Origin of the sequence: Zeimonas sediminis (assembly GCF_023721795.1) — a bacterium.
In the GTDB taxonomy this organism is placed as follows: Bacteria; Pseudomonadota; Gammaproteobacteria; order Burkholderiales; family Burkholderiaceae_E; genus Zeimonas; species Zeimonas sediminis.
Genome location: NZ_JAMQYE010000001.1, coordinates 1,844,607 through 1,862,889, shown reverse-complemented (window position 1 = coordinate 1,862,889; position 18,283 = coordinate 1,844,607). Strand labels below are relative to the sequence as shown.

Here is an 18,283-nt window from a genome sequence, read left to right as displayed (position 1 = left end):
TGGAGGGAAGGGTGGAGACCGATTACGACCTGATCACGATCGGCGCGGGTTCGGGCGGCGTGGCCGCCTCGCGGCGCGCCGCCGCGCACGGCGCGAAGGTGCTGATCGTCGAGGGCGACCGCGTCGGCGGCACCTGCGTGATCCGCGGCTGCGTGCCGAAGAAGCTGATGATGTACGCGGCGGGTTTCGCGCAGGTCTTCCGCGAGGCCGAGGGCTTCGGGTGGAAGGAGGTCGGCGGGCGCTTCGACATGGCGCATTGGGCGGGCGCCAAGGCGGCCGAGATCGATCGCCTCGAGGGCATCTACCGCCAGCTGCTGGAGGGCTCCGGTGTCGCGCGTGAGAGCGGCTGGGCCAGGCTGGTCGCGCCGGGCGAGGTGGAAGTGGACGGCCGGCGCTTCCGCGCCCCGCGCATCCTGCTGGCCACTGGCGGAAGCCCGGCGCGCGATGCCTTCCCGGGGCTGGAGCAGGCGATGACCTCGAATGAGGTGCTCGACCTGGCCGAGGTTCCCCAGTCGTTGCTGGTGATCGGCGGCGGTTTCATCGCGGTCGAGTTCGCGAGCATCTTCGCGGGGCTGGGCGTGAAGGTCACGCTCGCGTATCGCGACGTGCTGCCGCTGCGCGGCTTCGACGCGGACCTGCGGCGGCGGCTGGCCGACGCGCTCGCCGCCCGTGGGGTCACGCTGGCCGCGGGCGTCGGTTTCGCCGAGCTGCACCGCGTGGCCGGCGGCTTCGAGCTGTCGCGGATCGACGGCTCCGTGATCGGTGCCGCCGCGGTGCTCAACGCCACCGGTCGCCGGCCGAACACGAAGGGCCTCGGGCTCGAGGCGCTCGGCGTGGCGACCGATCGCGCCGGCGCGGTGGTCGTCGACGCCGACAGCCGCAGCTCGGTGCCCGGCGTCTGGGCGATCGGCGACCTGACCAATCGCCGCAACCTGACGCCGGTCGCGATCGCCGAGGGCAGGGCCTTCGCCGACACAGAGTTCGGCGGCGCGCCGGTGCGGGTCGACCACCGGGTCGTGGCCGCGGCGGTGTTCACCGACCCGCCGATCGGCACCGTCGGGCTCACCGAGGAGCAGGCCGCCGCCCAGGGGCCGGTCGACGTCTACGAGTCGGAATTCCGGCCGATGAAGACCGCGTTCTCGGGCGGCCAGCAGCGGGCCTACATGAAGCTGTTGGTCGACGGCCTGAGCGGCCGGGTGCTGGGCGCGCACATGCTGGGCGCCGACGCGCCCGAGATCGTGCAGAGCCTGTCGGTGGCGCTGACCTGCGGCGCGACCAAGCGCGATTTCGACCGCACGATCGCGGTGCATCCGACCGCCGCCGAGGAATTCGTGCTGATGCGCGAGCCGGCGCGGCGCCTGCTGTAATCCCGCCGGCGCCGATCGCGTCTGATGGAGAGCGCGCCGCTTCGGCGGCGCATTCGCGATTCGCAGACTCCCAGGAACCGACTCCATGTCTCTCGACAAGCGCTGGATCGTCGTCATCGCCCTCGCGGCCGTCGCGGGCGCGTACTACTGGTTCGATCTCGGCAGCTACCTGAGCCTGGACTTCGTCAAGTCCCGGCAGGCCGAGCTCGAAGCCTGGCGGGCTTCGCGGCCGCTGGCCGCTGCTGCCGCCTTCTTCCTGGTCTACGTGGCGGTGACCGCGGTCTCGTTGCCGGGCGCCACGATCATGACGCTGGCCGCCGGCGCGATCTTCGGGCTGGGCTGGGGCCTGTTGATCGTTTCGTTCGCGTCGACGATCGGCGCGACGCTGGCCTTCCTGGCCTCGCGCACGCTGTTCCGGGGCTGGGTCCAGGCGCGCTTCGGCGATCGGCTGCGGGCGGTGAACGCCGGCGTCGAGCGCGACGGCGCGTTCTACCTGTTCACGCTGCGGCTGGTCCCGGCCTTCCCGTTCTTCCTGATCAACCTGGCAATGGGATTGACGCCGATCCGGGCGTCGACCTTCTACTGGGTCAGCCAGGTCGGCATGCTGGCGGGCACGGTGGTCTACGTGAACGCGGGCACGCAGCTCGCGCAGGTCGACTCGCTGGCCGGCATCGCGTCGCCTGGGCTGCTGGGCTCGTTCGCGCTGCTCGGCGTGTTCCCGCTGGTCGCCCGCAAGGCGCTCGACTTCTTCCAGGCCCGCCGGGTCTACGCGCGCTGGCAGCGGCCCGCCCGGTTCGACCGGAACCTGGTGGTGATCGGCGCGGGTTCGGCGGGCCTGGTCACCGCGTACATCGCGGCGGCGGTGCGAGCGAAGGTGACGCTCGTCGAGAAGCACCGGATGGGGGGCGATTGCCTGAACACCGGCTGCGTGCCGTCCAAGGCCCTGATCCGCTCGGCGAAGCTGCTCTCGCACGTTGCCCGCGCGAATGAGTTCGGCGTGCGGCACGCAGAGGCCGAGTTCGAGTTCGCCGACCTGATGGACCGCGTGAAGCGGGTGATCGGGGAGATCGAGCCGCACGACTCGATCGAGCGCTACACGGGCCTGGGCGTCGACGTGGTCGAGGGCAGCGCTCGGATCGTTTCGCCCTGGGAGGTCGAGATCGAGCGCCATGACGGCAGCGTGCAGCGGCTCACCACCCGCAGCATCGTCGTGGCAACCGGCGCGCGGCCCTTCGTGCCGCCGATTCCCGGCATCGATCAGGTCGGCTATCTCACGTCGGACACGCTGTGGGAGCTGCGCGAGCTGCCGAAGAGGCTGGTCGTGATCGGCGGCGGGCCGATCGGCTGCGAGCTGACCCAGGCCTTCGCGCGCCTGGGCTCGCAGGTCACCCAGGTCGAGATGCTGCCGCGGATCATGGCGCGCGAGGACCCGGAGGTATCGGAGATCGTCGCGAAGCGCTTCGCCGCCGAGGGCGTCCGGGTGCTCGCGGGCCACGCGGCGACCCGCTTCGAGATCGACGGCGGCGAGAAGGTCCTGGTCGCGCAGCGCCGCGGTGCCGGCCCGGCCGAGGAGGTCCGCATTCCCTTCGACACGCTGCTCGTGGCGGTGGGCCGCGCGGCCAACCTGGAGGGCTTCGGCCTCGAGGAGATCGGCGTGCGCGTCGGCCGCACCGTCGAGACCAACGCATTCCTGCAGACCAACTACCCGAACATCTACGCCGCCGGCGACGTGGCCGGCCCCTTCCAGTTCACTCACACCGCTTCGCACCAGGCCTGGTACGCGGCGGTCAACGCGCTCTTCGACCCGATCAGGAAGTTCCGGGCCGACTACTCGGTGATCCCGTGGGCGACCTTCGTCGAGCCCGAGGTCGCGCGGGTCGGCCTGAACGAGCAGGAGGCCAGGGAGAAGGGGATCGCCTTCGAGGTGACCGTCTACGGCATCGACGACCTCGACCGGGCGATCGCCGACGAGGAAGCGCACGGCTTCGTCAAGGTGCTGACCGTGCCGGGCAAGGACCGCATCCTCGGCGTGACCATCGTCGGCGAGCACGCGGGCGACCTGATCGCCGAATACGTGCTCGCGATGAAGCACCGCATCGGCCTGAACAGGATCCTCGGCACGATCCACATCTATCCGACGCTGGCCGAGGCGAACAAGTACGCGGCCGGCGCCTGGAAGCGCGCGCACGCGCCCGAGCGCGTGCTGCGCTGGCTGGAGCGGTTTCACGCGTGGCGCCGCGGGGCCGGCGCGGGAGATGCGCGATGAAGATCGCCTTCCGGCTCTGGCTGCTGGCACTGCTGGCTGCGTGGTCGCTGCCCGGGCTCGCGGCCTTCGACCACGAGCATCGCCAGTGGAACGAACTGCTCGCCCGCCACGTGGTCTATGCGCCCGACGGCAACGCTTCGACCGTGCGCTACGCGGGCTTCGCGGCCGAGCGCGCCAGCCTGCATGCCTATCTGGATTCGCTGTCGGCGGTCGGACAGGCCGAGTACGACGCCTGGAGCCGCGCGCAGCGCCTGGCTTTCCTGGTCAACGCCTACAACGCGTTCACCGTCGAGCTGATCCTCACGAAGTATCCGGATCTGAGCTCGATCAAGGATCTCGGCAGCCTGTTCCAGTCGCCATGGAAGAAGCGCTTCTTCACGCTTCTCGGAAAGAGCCGGCATCTCGACGAGATCGAGCACGAGATGATCCGCGCCCCCGGCGCCTTCGACGATCCGCGCATCCACGTGGCGGTGGTCTGCGCGTCGATCGGTTGCCCGATGCTGCGCAACGAGGCCTTCACGGCGGCGCGCCTCGATGCCCAGCTCGACGACGCGATGCGGCGCTTCCTGTCGGACCGCGGAAGGAACCGCTTCGACGGGCCGGCAGGGGTATTGCGAGTCTCGAAGATCTTCGACTGGTACGGCAGGGATTTCGAGCAGGGGCATCGCGGCATCGATTCGCTGAAGACGCTGTTCGCGAGGCACGCCGAGCAGCTCGCCGACGCCGAGGCCGACCGGGCGAGGCTGCGCGCCGGCGACTACCGGATCGGGTTCCTCGATTACGACTGGGCCCTGAACGACGCGCGCTGACGAGGCCGCGGCTTTGCTATCCTGACGGGCCTCCTCCTCCCCACCCTTTCCTGGCCGATCCGCGGCGATGGACATCGTCAACCAGGTCCTGCTGGCCGGCGCGCTCGTGATGTTCGCCGGCATCCTGCTGGGCGCGGTCTCCTCGCGCCAGGGAATCCCGTTCCTGGTCGTGTTCCTGGTGGTCGGCATGCTGGCCGGCGAGGACGGCATCGGCGGCATCCGCTTCGCCGACTACGGCACCACCTTCTTCGTCGGCAACCTGGCGCTGGCGGTCATCCTGCTCGACGGCGGGCTGCGCACGAAGTTCTCGACCTTCCGGGTCGCGCTGAGGCCCTCGCTGGTGCTCGCGTCGGCCGGCGTGCTGCTGACCGCGGTGCCGGTCGGCCTGTTCGCGGCCTGGGCGCTGGGCGTGGACTGGCGGCTGGGCCTGCTGCTCGGCTCGATCGTCGGGTCGACCGACGCGGCCGCGGTGTTCGCGCTGCTGCGCGCGAGCGGCACCCGGCTCAACGAGCGGGTCGCCAACACGCTGGAGATCGAGTCGGGCGTCAACGACCCGATGGCGATCTTCCTGACCACGATGATGATCCAGGTGCTGATGGCGCCGGACACTTTCGGCGTCGGCCAGCTGCTTGCGCAACTGGCGATGCAGTTCGGCCTGGGCGTGGTGCTGGGCCTGGCGCTCGGCCGCGCGATGGCCTGGATCATGAAGCGGGCGCAGGTCGGGGAGGGGCTTTCGGCGCTGCTGCTCTGTTCGGGCGGGGTGGTCGCCTTCGCGCTGGTGAACTCGGTCGGCGGCAGCGGCTTCATCGCGGTCTACCTGGTGGGCCTGGTCGTGGGCAACCGGATGCGCCGGACCGGCGAGAACCTGCTCAAGGCGATGGACGGCATGGCCTGGCTCGCGCAGTCGAGCATGTTCCTGCTGATGGGGCTGCTGGTCACGCCGAGCGAGATGCCGGCGATCCTCGGCGCCGCGCTGCTGGTGTCGCTGTTCCTGATGTTCGTAGCGCGGCCGCTGTCGGTCTGGCTCTGCCTGTGGCCTTTCCACTTCGCGCCGCGCGAGGTCGGGTTCATGGGCTGGATGGGCCTGCGCGGCGCGGTCCCGATCGTGCTGGCGATGTTCCCGCTGCTGGCCGGCGTGCCCGACGCGAAGCTGCTGTTCAACGTGGCCTTCGTGGTGGTGCTCAGCTCGCTGCTGCTGCAGGGCGCGTCGGTGCCGTTCGCGGCGCGGCGCTTCGGCGTGGGGCTGCCGCCGCGCGACGAGCCGAGGGTGCGCCCGACGCTCTCTAACGACCAGCTGGCGGTGCTCGAGTTCCCGGTGGGCGAGCGCTCGTCGCTGTCCGGCGTGGAGCTCGGCTCGCTGATCTTCCCGCCCGGGGTGCGGGTGGTCGGCGTGTTGCGCGAGTCCGAGCTGATGGCAGGCGCCGAGGCCGGCCCGCTGCAGGCGAACGACGTGGTGATGATCATCGCGCCCGACAGCGAGGTGGACCACCTGTCGGAGATGTTCACCCGCGTCGAGACGTCGGTGCGCCGGGCGGCGTGGGGCGACTTCGTGCTGGACGGTTCGGCCGGCCTGGCCGACGTGTGCTCGGCCTACGGCTGCGAAGCGCCGGCCGACTACGCGTCGCTTTCGCTCGACGAGACGATGCGCCAGCTCCAGCCCAGGCTGGTCGAGGGCGACGAGGTGCGGGTGGCCGGCCTGGCGCTGGTGGCGCGCGAGATCGCCGACGGCCGGGTGGTCAAGGCCGGCCTGAAGCTGGTCAGGTAGCCGGCGGGGCCGCCGGCCCGCGCGTTAAACTTGCGGTCGACCCGACAGATGGAGACGTCATGGACCTGAACTACAGCGCCGAGGAGCTCGCGTTCCGCGACGAAGTGCGCGGCTGGCTGCAGGCGAACATCCCGCCCGAGCTGCGCGACAAAGTGCTCAACTACGAGGAGCTCTCGAAGGAGGACCTGGTGCGCTGGCACAAGATCCTCGCGAAGAAGGGCTGGGTCGCGCCGTCGTGGCCGGTCGAGTGGGGCGGCACCGACTGGTCGCCGGTCCAGCGCTACATTTTCGAGGAAGAGTACGCCTACGCCGGCGCGCCGCCGATCGCGCCCTTCGGGCCCACGATGTGCGCGTCGGTGCTGCTGAAGTTCGGCACCGAGGCGCAGAAGCAGCGCTTCCTGCCGCGCATCTACCACTGCGACGACTTCTGGTGCCAGGGCTACTCCGAGCCGGGCTCGGGCTCCGACCTGGCCTCGCTGAAATGCCGGGCCGACCGCCAGGGCGACCACTACGTGGTCAACGGCCAGAAGATCTGGACCACGCTGGGCCACTACGGCGACTGGATCTTCTGCCTGGTGCGCACCGACAGCACGCTGGCCAAGAAGCAGGAGGGCATCAGCTTCCTGCTGATCGACATGAAGACGCCGGGCATCACGGTGCGGCCGCTGATCCTGCTCGACGAGGGGCATGAGGTCAACGAGGTCTTCTTCGACGACGTCAAGGTGCCGGTCGAGAACCTGGTGTTCGAGGAGAACAAGGGCTGGACGGTCGCCAAGTACCTGCTGGGCCACGAGCGGCTGAACACCGGTCGGATCGGCGCCTCCAAGCGAGAGCTGCTCAAGCTCAAGGACATGGCGGCGCGCACCACCAAGAACGGCCGGCCGCTGATCGAGGACCCGCGCTTCCGCGACAAGGTCACGCGGGTCGAGGTCGAGCTGATGGCGCTCGAGATCACCAACCTGAAGTTCGTCGACGAGATGCGCCGCACCGGCCAGATCGGCGCCGACGTGTCGATGCTCAAGATCAAGGGCACCGAGATCCAGCAGGCGATCACCGAGCTGCTGATGCAGGTCGCGGGCCCGATGGCGCAGAGCTTCAAGCCGGTCGACTACGACGGCTTCGACGAGTTCATGGGGTCGATCGCGGCGCGCTACTTCAACTTCCGCAAGACCTCGATCTACGCCGGCTCCAACGAGATCCAGCGCAACATCATCTCCAAGATGTCACTCGGACTCTGACCATGGACTTCCAGTACACGCAGGAACAGCAACAGCTGGCCGACGCCGTCGCCCGGCTGGTCGAGAAGAGCTACGACTTCGAGTCGCGCAAGAAGATCGTCGGGTCGGCCGAGGGCTTCAGCCCCGAGGTCTGGGCCAGCCTGGCCGAGATGGGCCTGCTGATGATCCCGTTCTCCGAGGCCGACGGCGGCTTCGGCGGCGGCGCCACCGACATGATCGCCACGATGGAGGCGATCGGCGCCGGCCTGGTTGTCGAGCCCTTCCTGTCCACGGTCCTGGGCGGACGGCTGATCGCCAGCGCCGGCAGCTCCGCGCAGCGCGAGGCGCTGCTGCCGGGCGTGATCGACGGCTCCACGAAGCTCGCATTCGCCCACACCGAGCGCACCGCGCGCTACACGCTGTCGCAGGTCGAGACGAAGGCCACCAGGGCCGGCGACGGCTGGCAGCTCGACGGCGAGAAGGTGGTCGTGCTGCACGCGCCGATGGCCGACCTGCTGGTCGTGTCGGCGCGCACCGCGGGCGCGGCCGCCGACGAAGACGGCATCAGCCTTTTCGTCGTCGACCCGAAGGCGGCGGGCGTGTCGATGAAGACCTACCGCACCGTCGACAACCTGCGCGCGGCCGAGGTGAGCTTCGCCGGCGCGAAGCTGCCGGGCGACGCGCTGGTGGGGGAGGCCGGCAAGGCCTTCGCCGCGATCGACGAGGCGGTCGACTTCGCCACCGTGCTGGCCTGCTGCGAGGCGGTCGGCGCGATGCGCTTCGCCAACGACACCACGCTCGAGTACCTGAAGACACGCAAGCAGTTCGGCGTGCCGATCGGCTCCTTCCAGGCGCTGCAGCACCGGATGGTCGACATGCGGATCAGCGCCGAGCAGTCGCGCTCGATCTGCCTGCTGGCGGCCGCCAGGGTCGACGCCGCGGCGCGCGGCGAGATCGATGCCGCCGAGCGCCGGCGCATCGTTTCGGCGGCCAAGATCAAGGTGTCCGACGCCTGCAGGCACGTGGGCCAGGAGGCGATCCAGTTGCACGGCGGCATGGGCATGACGCAGGAGATGAAGGTGGCCCACACCTTCAAGCGCCTGACGATGATCGCCCAGCAGTTCGGCGACGTCGACCAGCACCTGGAGCGCTTCGCGGCGGCGGCCTGAGGCCGCACAGGGCGCGACGAGCCAGCCGGCGGCCGCCTTCGGGCGGCCGTCGTCGTTTCAGGTCGGGTGCCGCGCGCCCAGCGGGCACGCAAGAATGCGAAGACCGAACTGACGGGAGACTTGACGGCGGTTAAAGGTTCCACGAAACTAGAAACATGGAAGAAAAAGAAGTCATCGCCTCTCTCGCCGCGCTCGCCCAGCCGATGCGCCTGCGCGTGTTCCGCGCGCTGGTCGGCGCCGCCCATACCGGCATGACCCCGGGCGCGCTTTCGGCGCTGCTCGACGTGCCGCCGTCCACGCTCTCCTTCCACCTGAAGGAGCTCACCCATGCGGGCCTGGTCACGCAGGAACGCGAAGGCCGCCACCTGATCTACCGTGCGTCGATCGACCGGATGAACGGACTGATCGGCTACCTGACCGATCACTGCTGCCAGGGCGAGGCCTGCGGCGCGGTGTCGGCCGCCCCATGCAACGACTGCTGAAGAGGACACTGCCATGAAGCGCTTTCACGTTCACCTGCACGTCGAGGACCTGCAGAAGAGCATCGGTTTCTACTCCGTGCTGTTCGCCGTGCAGCCCGCGCGAGTCGAGGCCGACTACGCGAAGTGGATGCTCGACGACCCGGCCGTCAACTTCGCGATCTCGACGCGCGGCACGAAGCCCGGTGTCGACCACCTCGGCTTCCAGACCGAGGACCCGGCGGAGCTCGCCGAGATGAAGGCACGCGCGCAGGCGGCCGGCCTGGCCCTGCTCGACGAAGGCGAGACCACCTGCTGCTACGCCCGCAGCGAGAAGCACTGGGTGACCGACCCGCAGGGCATCGCCTGGGAGCACTTCAAGACGCTGGGCGACATCCCGGTGTTCAACGAGGCGAAGCCGGCGGGCGCCGCGCAGGCAGCCTGCTGCGCGCCGGTTGCGCCGGGCGGCAAGCCGGTCGCGGTGGCCGTCAAGGCTTCGTCGTCCTGCTGCTGAGGGTCCGGATGACGGCGAACGTCCTGATCCTCTGCACCCACAACTCGGCGCGCAGCGTGCTCGCCGAGGGGATGCTCAACCACTGGGCGAGCCGACTCGGCAAGCCGGTCCGCGGATACAGCGCGGGGAGCGCGCCGAGCGGTCGCGTGAATCCGTTCGCGCTCGATGCGCTGGCCCGGGCGGGCATCGACACCGCCGGCCATCGCAGCAAGAGCTGGGACGAGTTCACCGGCCCTGGCGCGCCGCCGATCTCGATCGTGATCACCGTCTGCGACAGTGCCGCGGGCGAGACCTGCCCGGTCTTCTTCGGCGGCGCCGGCGGGCCGCCGGTCAAGGTTCACTGGGGCTATCCCGACCCGTCGAATGCGGAAGGCGGCCACGACGGCAAGCTGCGCGCCTTCGAGCTCACCCGGCAGGCGCTCGGTTACCGGATGCTGCAGCTGCTTGCGCTGCCGATCGGCGACATGAGCCGCGCCGAGCTGCGGCAGGCCTTGCTCGCGATCGGCGAGAACTGAAAACGAGAACGGAAGATCACGATGGGTCTCTTCGAGCGCTGGCTGACCGTCTGGGTCGGGCTGGGAATCCTTGCGGGCGTGGGCCTGGGCCTGGCGATTCCGGGCCTCTTCGAATCGATCGCGCGGCTCGAGTTCGCGCACGTGAACCTGGTCGTCGCGGTCTTCATCTGGGTGATGATCTACCCGATGATGATCCAGATCGACTTCGCCGCGGTGAAGGACGTGGGCAAGCGACCGCGTGGCCTGCTCCTCACGCTGGTCGTCAACTGGCTGATCAAGCCGTTCACGATGGCCGCGCTCGCGGTGCTGTTCTTCCATCACCTGTTCGCGCCCTGGGTCGATCCGCAGTCGGCCAGCGAGTACATCGCCGGCATGATCCTGCTGGGCGTGGCGCCCTGCACCGCGATGGTCTTCGTGTGGAGCCAGCTCACGAAGGGCGATCCGAACTACACGCTGGTGCAGGTCTCGGTGAACGACCTGATCATGGTGTTCGCGTTCGCGCCGATCGCCGCCTTCCTGCTCGGGGTCACGAAGGTGACGGTGCCGTGGGAGACGCTGCTGCTCAGCGTCGTGCTCTACGTGGTGCTGCCGCTGGTTGCCGGCGTGCTCACGCGGCGGCTGTGGCTGCGCGAGGGGCAGGCGCGGCTCGCCCGCGGCGTGGCGGCGCTCAAGCCCTGGTCGGTGGTGGGCCTGATCGCCACCGTGGTGCTGCTGTTCGGCTTCCAGGCCGGCACGATCGTGTCGCAGCCGCTTGTGATCGCGCTGATCGCGGTGCCGCTCGTGATCCAGTCCTACGGGATCTTCGCGATCAGCTACGCGGCGGCGCGGGCGCTGAGGCTCCCGCACGACATCGCGGCGCCCGCCTGCATGATCGGCACCTCCAACTTCTTCGAGCTGGCGGTGGCGGTGGCGATCTCGCTGTTCGGCCTGAGCTCGGGCGCGGCGCTGGCCACCGTGGTCGGCGTGCTGGTCGAGGTGCCGGTGATGCTGTCGCTGGTGGCGATCGCGAACCGGACGCGTCACTGGTTTCCAGTCGTCGTTCCCGCTGGCGTTTCCGGAGTCGCGGTTCGCGCGAACCCGGGTGAGACACGAGGAGACCGCACGGCATGAGCGGCCCGGCCCGCGACACGCATGGTCATGGCAATGGCCACGGGCACGCGCACGCGCACGGGCACGCCCACGGGCACGTCCCGACCCGCTACGGCAAGGCCTTCGCGATCGGCATCGCGCTGAACCTGGCATTCGTCGCGATCGAGGCCTGGTACGGCTGGCGAATCGACTCGCTCGCGCTGCTGGCCGACGCGGGCCACAACCTGAGCGACGTGGCCGGGCTTCTGCTCGCCTGGGTCGCCTTCGGGGCCGCCCGCCTGCGCTCCGACGAACGCCACACCTATGGCTGGCGGCGGGGCTCGATCCTGGCCAGTTTCGTGAACGCGGTCGTGCTGCTGGTGGCGATGGGCTCGCTGGGCTGGGAGGCGATCGCTCGGTTGCAGCAGCCATCGCCGTTGCAGGGAGGCACGATGATGTTCGTGGCCGGCATCGGCGTCGTCGTCAACACGGTCACTGCCTGGCTGTTCATGTCGGGCAGCCACACGGACCTGAACATCCGCGGCGCCTTCCTGCACATGGCGGCCGACGCGCTGGTGTCGGTCGGCGTCGTGGTCGCCGGTGCGCTGTACCTGTGGCAGGGCTGGGCCTGGATCGATCCGGCGACCAGCCTGGCGATCGCGATGGTGATCGTGGCCGGCACCTGGGGCCTGCTGCGAGATTCGCTGCACCTGCTCTTCGACGGCGTGCCCCGGGGCGTCGACTTGCCCGGGATTCGTCGCGAGCTCGCGGCGCTGCCCGGCGTGACCGGCATCCACCACCTCCACGTCTGGGCGACCAGCACCACCGAGCGCGCGCTGACCGCGCACCTGGTCACCGATGGGCGGAACCCGTCGGCGCTGCTGGAGCAGGCGAACGAGCTTCTCGCCGGGCGCTTCGGGGTCACCCATGCGACGCTGCAGACCGAGGACGCCGCGTACGCGGCGAGATTCTGCGGTATCCGGGGCCGCGGCGGGTGCAGCAGCCGGGCCGGCTGACGGTTGCGGCGCGCCGGAGATCGCGCGCATCTGACATGTGAGTCAGTCGAATGCCGCCCCGGAAATTGTGACGGCTGTAACATAACCGTCATCCCCCCCGCTTAGTCTTCCCTTGTCGAATCTCCCAACCTCGAGAGGGAACTCTCCATGAAGACGAAGATCACCATCCTGGCCGGCGGCCTGTTCGCCGCGGTCCTGTCGGCCCAGGCGGCCGACATCACCGGCGCCGGCGCGACCTTCCCGGCCCCGATCTACGCGAAGTGGGCCGAGGCCTACAAGGCGGCCACCGGCAACGCGATGAACTACCAGGCGATCGGCTCGGGCGGCGGCGTCAAGCAGATCAACTCCAAGACCGTCGACTTCGGCGCCTCCGACGACCCGATGAAGGGCGCGGACCTCGAGAAGAACGGCCTGGTCCAGTTCCCGGCGATCATCGGCGGCGTGGTGCCGGTGATGAACCTCGAGGGCGTGCAGCCGGGCCAGCTCAAGCTCAGCGGCAAGGTCCTGGGCGACCTGTACCGCGGCGCGATCACCAAGTGGAACGACCCGGCGATCGCCGCGCTGAATCCCGGCGTGAAGCTGCCGTCGACCGCGGTCACGCTGGTCTACCGCTCGGATTCGTCGGGCACCACTGCGGTGTTCACCGGCTACCTGGCCGAGGTGTCGGCCGAGTTCAAGGACAAGGTCGGCGCCGGCAAGACGGTCAACTGGCCCTCCGGCATCGGCGGCAAGGGCAACGCCGGCGTGGCCGCCAGCGTGACCAAGATCAAGGGCGCGCTCGGCTACGTCGAATACGCGTACGCCAAGCAGAACAAGATGACTCACGCCGCGCTGGTCAATCGCGACGGCAAGACGGTCCAGCCCGACGAGAAGACCTTCGCGGCCGCGGCGGCGAACGCCGACTGGAACTCGGCGCCCGGCTTCGGCGTGAGCCTGAACAACCAGGCCGGCGCCGACGCCTGGCCGATCACCTCGGCCTCGTTCATCCTGATGCACAAGAAGGCCGACAAGCCGGAGCGCTCGGCCGAGGCGCTGAAGTTCTTCAAGTGGTCGCTCGAGAACGGCCAGAAGCTGGCGAGCGAGCTCGACTACGTGGCGCTGCCGGCCAACGTGGTGAAGCAGATCGAGGCGTCGTGGTCCCAGATCCGCGACGCGTCGGGCAAGCCGGTGCTGGGCGACTGAGCCTCGCTGGGGTCGGCGCGGGCGGGGGTGCTGAAGCCCGCCCGATGCCTGCTCCCGGAACGGCGGCGGAGGCCGGTGCTGGCCACGCCGCCCGTTTTCTTGTCAAGATGACGGAATGAAGAAACCGATGGGGACCACGGCAAGCACCACCCCGGCCGAGCTTCGGCCGGCACCCGCCGGCGAGGCCGATGCCGCCGAGGTGGCGCTGGCCAGGCGCGTGCGCCGTTTCGCCGCCCAGGACAGCCTGTTCGGCTGGGTCACCTTCACCTTCGCCGCGCTGGTGCTGCTGGCTCTGCTCGGCATCCTGGCATCGCTCGTCGTCGAGGCCTGGCCGGCCCTCCGGGAGTTCGGCTTCGGGTTCCTGTGGGGAACCACCTGGAGCCCGACCGACGACGTCTACGGCGCGGTCATCGGCATCTACGGCACGCTGGTCACCTCGGCGATCGCGCTGCTGTTCGCGGTGCCGATCAGCTTCGGCATCGCGGTCTTCCTGACCGAGACCTGTCCGCGTTCGCTGCGCCGGCCCCTGGGCACGGCGATCGAGCTGCTGGCGGGCATTCCGTCGATCATCTACGGCTTCTGGGGCCTGTTCGTGCTGGCCCCGATCCTGCAGGAATACATCCAGCCGCTGCTCGGCGCGACCGGCCTGCCGATCTTTTCCGGCCCGCCGCTGGGCATCGGCATCTTCACCGCCGGCATGGTGCTGGCGCTGATGGTGATCCCCTTCACCGCGTCGGTGATGCGCGACGTGTTCGAGACCGTCCCGCCGGTGCTGAAGGAGTCCGCCTACGGCCTGGGCTGCACCACCTGGGAGGTGATCCGCAACATCGTGCTGCCCTACACGCGGGTCGGCGTGATCGGCGGGATCATGCTCGGCCTGGGCCGGGCGCTCGGCGAGACGATGGCGGTCACCTTCGTGATCGGCAACGCGAACCGCCTCGCCTCCAGCCTGTTCGCGCCGGGCAATTCGATCGCGTCGACGCTGGCCAACGAGTTCGCCGAGGCCGACCCGGTCCTGCACATCCCGGCGCTGTTCGCGCTCGGCCTGCTTCTGTTCGTCATCACCGTGATCGTGCTGATCGGGGCCAAGTGGCTGACCGACCGCAGCGCGGCCCGGGCCGGCAGCTGAGGAGATCGCGATGAGCCGCGGAATCTACCGGCGCCGGAAGCTGGTCAACTGGCTGGGCCTCGCCTTCTCCTACGTGTCGATGGCGGCGGGCCTGATCGGCCTGTTCTGGATCCTCTGGACGCTGTTCTACAACGGGCTGAGCGCGTTCAGCGCCGATTTCTTCCTGGCCTCGACGCCGGCGCCGGGCAGCGAGGGCGGCGGCATGGCCAACGCGATCGTCGGCAGCCTGATGATGGTCGGCTTCGCGACGCTGGTCTCCACGCCGATCGGCATCCTGGCGGGCATCTACCTGGCCGAGTTCGGCGCGAAGTCGCGCTTCGCCGCAGTCACCCGCTTCGTGACCGACATCATGCTGTCGGCGCCGTCGATCGTGATCGGCCTGTTCGTGTATGCGATCGCGGTCGCGACGGTGAAGCAGTTCTCCGGCTGGGCCGGCTCGCTGGCGCTGAGCCTGATCGCGATCCCGGTGGTGGTGCGAACCACCGAGAACATGCTGAAGCTGGTGCCGGGCAGCCTGCGCGAGGCGGCCTTCGCGCTGGGCGCGCCGCGCTGGAAGGTCAGCCTGGCGGTCACGCTGCGCGCGGTGCGCGGCGGCGTGATCACCGGCGTGCTGCTGGCGGTCGCGCGGATCATCGGCGAGACCGCGCCGCTGCTGTTCACCGCGCTGAACAACCAGTTCTTCAGCACCGACATGAGCAAGCCGATGGCCAACCTGCCGGTGGTCATCTACAACTTCGCGATGAGCCCCTACGAGGACTGGCAGCACCTGGCCTGGGGCGCCGCCGCGCTGATCGCGCTGATCGTGCTCGGCATCAACATCTCGGCCCGAGTGCTGTTCCGCAGCAAGGTCCAGGCCTGACAAGGAAGACGCAAGTCCGATGAACGCCACCGTCCAGACCCCGCCGCCGACGTCCGCGGCCCGCCCCGCGAACGCGGGCGCCGCGGCGACCGAGGTTCCCGCCGCGCTGCAGGTGCGCAACCTGTCGTTCTTCTACGGCCGCTTCCAGGGCCTGAAGGACGTGTCGCTCGACATCGCGCGCAACAAGGTCACCGCCTTCATCGGCCCGTCGGGCTGCGGCAAGTCCACGCTGCTGCGCACCTTCAACCGGATGTTCGACCTGTACCCGGGCCAGCGTGCCGAGGGCGAGATCCTGTTCAACGGCCGCAACATCCTCGACCCGAAGCAGGACGTCAACCTGCTGCGCGCCAAGGTCGGCATGGTGTTCCAGAAGCCCACCCCGTTCCCGATGACGATCTTCGAGAACATCGCCTTCGGCGTGCGGCTCTACGAGAGCCTGTCCAAGGCCGAGATGGAGGAGCGGGTCGAGTGGGCGCTGCGCAAGGCGGCCCTCTGGGAAGAGGTCAAGACCAAGCTCGACCAGAGCGGCCTGAGCCTGTCGGGCGGGCAGCAGCAGCGGCTGTGCATCGCGAGGATGGTGGCGGTCAAGCCCGAGGTGCTGCTGCTCGACGAGCCGACCAGCGCGCTGGACCCGATCTCGACAGCGAAGATCGAGGAACTGGTCAACGAGCTGAAATCCGAGTACACGATCGCGATCGTCACCCACAACATGCAGCAGGCGGCGCGGATTTCCGACTACACCGCCTACATGTATCTCGGGGAACTGGTCGAGTTCGGGCAGACTGACCAGATCTTCGTGAAGCCGAAGAAGAAGGCGACCGAGGACTACATCACCGGACGGTTCGGCTGAGCGCGCTGCGCGCCGGCGAGCGGAGCACACAGATGGTTCAGGACCACACCCTCAAGAAATTCGATACCGACATCGAGGCGCTGCGCAGCGTCGTCACCACGATGGGCGGGCTGGTCGAGCGGCAGTTCATCCGCTCGGTCGACGCGATCCGCCTGGGCGACCTGGGCATCGTCGCCCAGGTGCTGGCCGACGAGAACCGCGTCAACCAGCTGCACATGGAGTCCGACCTGCGCTGCCACCAGACGATCGCGCGGCAGCAGCCGATCGCGATCGACCTGCGCGAGATCATCGCGATCATCCACACGAACAACGACCTCGAGCGCATCGGCGACGAGGCCAAGAAGATCGCGATGAAGACCCGCGACCTGCAGAACGCGCAGGCGCCGATCGCGATGGATCGGATCGAGCGGATGGCCACGGTGGTCGCCGACATGGTCAGGGCAGCGATCGACGCCTTCGTGCGCCACGACATCCGGGCGGCGGCCGCGCTGGGCGAGCGCGACGTCGAGGTCGATGGCCTGCGCGACACGCTCACCGCCGACCTGATCGCGGTGATGAAGGAGCGGCCGGCCACGATCTCCTCGGCGCTGGCGCTGATCTTCGTGGTGCAGTCGATCGAGCGGGTCGGCGACCACGCGCGCAACATCGCCGAGTACGTGGTCAACGTGGTCGAGGGTGTGGACCTTCGCCACGCCACGCCCGAGGAAATCGCCCGGATCGCGGCCGGGGGCTGAGCCGGCGGGGCCGCAGGCCGCTGTCGGGCCGGCTACGTCGCCCCGGCTACGTCGCCCCGGCGTCGTCGGCGCGCAGCCGCGCGGCGGGCAGCCGCAGCGAGAAGGTGCTGCCCTTGCCGAGCTCGCTGGCCACGTGCAGCGAGCCCTGGTGGCGCAGCATGATCCGCTTGGTGATCGCCAGGCCCAGTCCGGTGCCGCCGGTTTCGCGCGATCGGCCGCGGTCCACCCTGTAGAAGCGCTCGGCGATCCGGGGCAGGTGCTCCGGCGCGATGCCGATGCCGGTGTCGCGGACGCTGATCCAGCCCTCGCCGTCGTGCACCGACCAGCTGACCGAGATCCTGCCGCCGTCGGGCGTGTAGCGGATCGCGTTGGTCAGCAGGTTGCGGGCGGCGCTCTCCAGCTCGGCGGCGATCCCGTCGACCCGCCTGGGTCCGAGCAGCTCGAGCTCGAAGGCGTGCCGCCCGTTCGACAGCACCTTCGCCTCGTCGACCAGCGCGCGAAGCATCTCGTGCACGTCGACGGTTTCGTCGTCGGGCGGGCGGTCGATGCTGGCCTCGAGCGTGGACAGCGTGAGCAGGTCCTCGACCAGCCGCTGCATCGTCGAACTCTGGCGCAGGATCGACTCCAGGTAGGTCCTGCGCTCGCGTTCGTCGAGATCCAGCGTGAGCAGGGTCTCGGCGAAGCCGGCGATCACGGTGACCGGCGTGCGGATCTCGTGCGAAACGTTGGCCACGAAGTCGCTGCGCATCGCGTCGAGCCGCGCGTGCTCGGTGATGTCACGGGTGATCAGCAGGCGCTGGTCGCGCTGCGCACCCTGCAGGCGCAATTCGTAGATGCGCCCGGGGCGGCCCGGCAGCGTCAGCCGGATCGGCTGCGCCGCCTCGCCCGAGGCCAGCATCGCGTGGAACTCGGGCTGCCGGATGAAGTGGTGGATCGGCCGCCGCGCGCCGAAGATGCCGTGCAGTTCCTGCGCGGCGACGTTGCTCCACACGACGTGGTCGAAGCGGTCGAGCACGACCAGGCCGTCGGGCAGGCGGTCGACCGCGGCGTGGATGCGCTCGAGCTCGCCGAGCATCTCGGCGCGCGCGTCGGCTTCCTGCCGGACGAAGCGTGCCAGGCGGTCGAAGGTGCCGCGCCAGGGGCCCATGCCGGCCGGCAACTCGCGATTGCGCGGCAGCGCGGTCCAGTGGTTCAGCTGTGCCAGGTGCGCCGCCGACAGCAGCGACTGCAGGCCGAAGGCCGTGGCCATCCACCAGAACGCCAGGCCCGGCCGCGCGAAGCGCTCCAGCAGCAGCCCGACCGCCAGGATGGCGACGATCGCGGCGAGATAGCGGAGGAAGAAGGCCAAGTGTTGCGGCGGATGGC

At 69.5% G+C, this 18,283-nt stretch carries 17 protein-coding genes; 16 read left to right on the top strand and 1 reads right to left on the bottom strand.

From position 1 onward, the window contains the following. Positions 1–11 precede the first annotated feature (11 nt). The 16 genes from gorA (at position 12) to phoU (ending at position 16,918) form a co-directional block, all read left to right on the top strand. Positions 12–1,367 (top strand): glutathione-disulfide reductase, encoded by a 1,356-nt coding sequence (gorA, locus tag M6I34_RS08685; protein WP_272485300.1) that lies wholly within the window; start codon positions 12–14, stop codon positions 1,365–1,367. An 85-nt stretch (positions 1,368–1,452) separates the two neighbouring features. Further along, complete coding sequence (locus M6I34_RS08680) at positions 1,453–3,633, top strand: FAD-dependent oxidoreductase (RefSeq protein ID WP_272485299.1); 2,181 nt, start codon at positions 1,453–1,455, stop codon at positions 3,631–3,633. Further along, entirely contained in the window at positions 3,630–4,442 is an 813-nt protein-coding gene (locus tag M6I34_RS08675) for a DUF547 domain-containing protein (RefSeq protein ID WP_272485298.1), read from the top strand. The genes M6I34_RS08680 and M6I34_RS08675 overlap by 4 nt, the downstream gene beginning before the upstream one ends. A gap of 67 nt (positions 4,443–4,509) precedes the next feature. Further along, positions 4,510–6,207: a potassium/proton antiporter gene (locus M6I34_RS08670; RefSeq protein WP_272485297.1), complete on the top strand. Its 1,698-nt coding sequence runs from the start codon at positions 4,510–4,512 to the stop codon at positions 6,205–6,207. A 59-nt stretch (positions 6,208–6,266) separates the two neighbouring features. Next, positions 6,267–7,445 carry an acyl-CoA dehydrogenase family protein gene (locus M6I34_RS08665; protein ID WP_272485296.1) on the top strand — a complete coding sequence of 393 codons (1,179 nt, stop codon included), beginning with the start codon at positions 6,267–6,269 and terminating at the stop codon, positions 7,443–7,445. A gap of 2 nt (positions 7,446–7,447) precedes the next feature. Next, entirely contained in the window at positions 7,448–8,593 is a 1,146-nt protein-coding gene (locus M6I34_RS08660; RefSeq protein WP_272485295.1) for an acyl-CoA dehydrogenase family protein, read from the top strand. 155 nt (positions 8,594–8,748) lie between these two features. After that, positions 8,749–9,075 (top strand): ArsR/SmtB family transcription factor, encoded by a 327-nt coding sequence (locus M6I34_RS08655; protein WP_272485294.1) that lies wholly within the window; start codon positions 8,749–8,751, stop codon positions 9,073–9,075. 13 nt (positions 9,076–9,088) lie between these two features. Then, a complete protein-coding gene (locus M6I34_RS08650; protein WP_272485293.1) occupies positions 9,089–9,565 on the top strand; it encodes an ArsI/CadI family heavy metal resistance metalloenzyme in 477 nt (158 codons plus the stop codon). Positions 9,566–9,573: 8 nt separating this feature from the next. Continuing rightward, entirely contained in the window at positions 9,574–10,080 is a 507-nt protein-coding gene (locus M6I34_RS08645; protein ID WP_272485292.1) for an arsenate reductase ArsC, read from the top strand. Between the two features lie 21 nt (positions 10,081–10,101). Next, positions 10,102–11,190 carry an ACR3 family arsenite efflux transporter gene (gene arsB, locus M6I34_RS08640; RefSeq protein ID WP_272485291.1) on the top strand — a complete coding sequence of 363 codons (1,089 nt, stop codon included), beginning with the start codon at positions 10,102–10,104 and terminating at the stop codon, positions 11,188–11,190. After that, the gene (locus M6I34_RS08635; RefSeq protein ID WP_272485290.1) at positions 11,187–12,164 is read left to right on the top strand and encodes a cation diffusion facilitator family transporter; all 978 of its coding nucleotides are present in this window, start codon (positions 11,187–11,189) and stop codon (positions 12,162–12,164) included. The genes arsB and M6I34_RS08635 overlap by 4 nt, the downstream gene beginning before the upstream one ends. Positions 12,165–12,311: 147 nt before the next feature. Then, positions 12,312–13,346: a phosphate ABC transporter substrate-binding protein PstS gene (pstS, locus tag M6I34_RS08630; RefSeq protein WP_272485289.1), complete on the top strand. Its 1,035-nt coding sequence runs from the start codon at positions 12,312–12,314 to the stop codon at positions 13,344–13,346. Positions 13,347–13,473: 127 nt separating this feature from the next. Further along, positions 13,474–14,475, top strand: a complete 1,002-nt coding sequence (pstC, locus tag M6I34_RS08625; protein WP_418953545.1) for a phosphate ABC transporter permease subunit PstC — start codon at positions 13,474–13,476, stop codon at positions 14,473–14,475. A 10-nt stretch (positions 14,476–14,485) separates the two neighbouring features. After that, positions 14,486–15,334 (top strand): phosphate ABC transporter permease PstA, encoded by an 849-nt coding sequence (gene pstA, locus M6I34_RS08620; RefSeq protein WP_272485287.1) that lies wholly within the window; start codon positions 14,486–14,488, stop codon positions 15,332–15,334. A gap of 19 nt (positions 15,335–15,353) precedes the next feature. Further along, complete coding sequence (pstB, locus tag M6I34_RS08615; RefSeq protein ID WP_272485286.1) at positions 15,354–16,184, top strand: phosphate ABC transporter ATP-binding protein PstB; 831 nt, start codon at positions 15,354–15,356, stop codon at positions 16,182–16,184. A 32-nt stretch (positions 16,185–16,216) separates the two neighbouring features. Beyond that, a complete protein-coding gene (gene phoU / locus M6I34_RS08610; protein ID WP_272485285.1) occupies positions 16,217–16,918 on the top strand; it encodes a phosphate signaling complex protein PhoU in 702 nt (233 codons plus the stop codon). Between the two features lie 46 nt (positions 16,919–16,964). Here the strand turns inward: phoU and phoR are convergent, their stop codons facing one another. Beyond that, positions 16,965–18,266: a phosphate regulon sensor histidine kinase PhoR gene (gene phoR / locus M6I34_RS08605; protein ID WP_272485284.1), complete on the bottom strand. Its 1,302-nt coding sequence runs from the start codon at positions 18,264–18,266 to the stop codon at positions 16,965–16,967. Between the last annotated feature and the right edge of the window lie 17 nt (positions 18,267–18,283).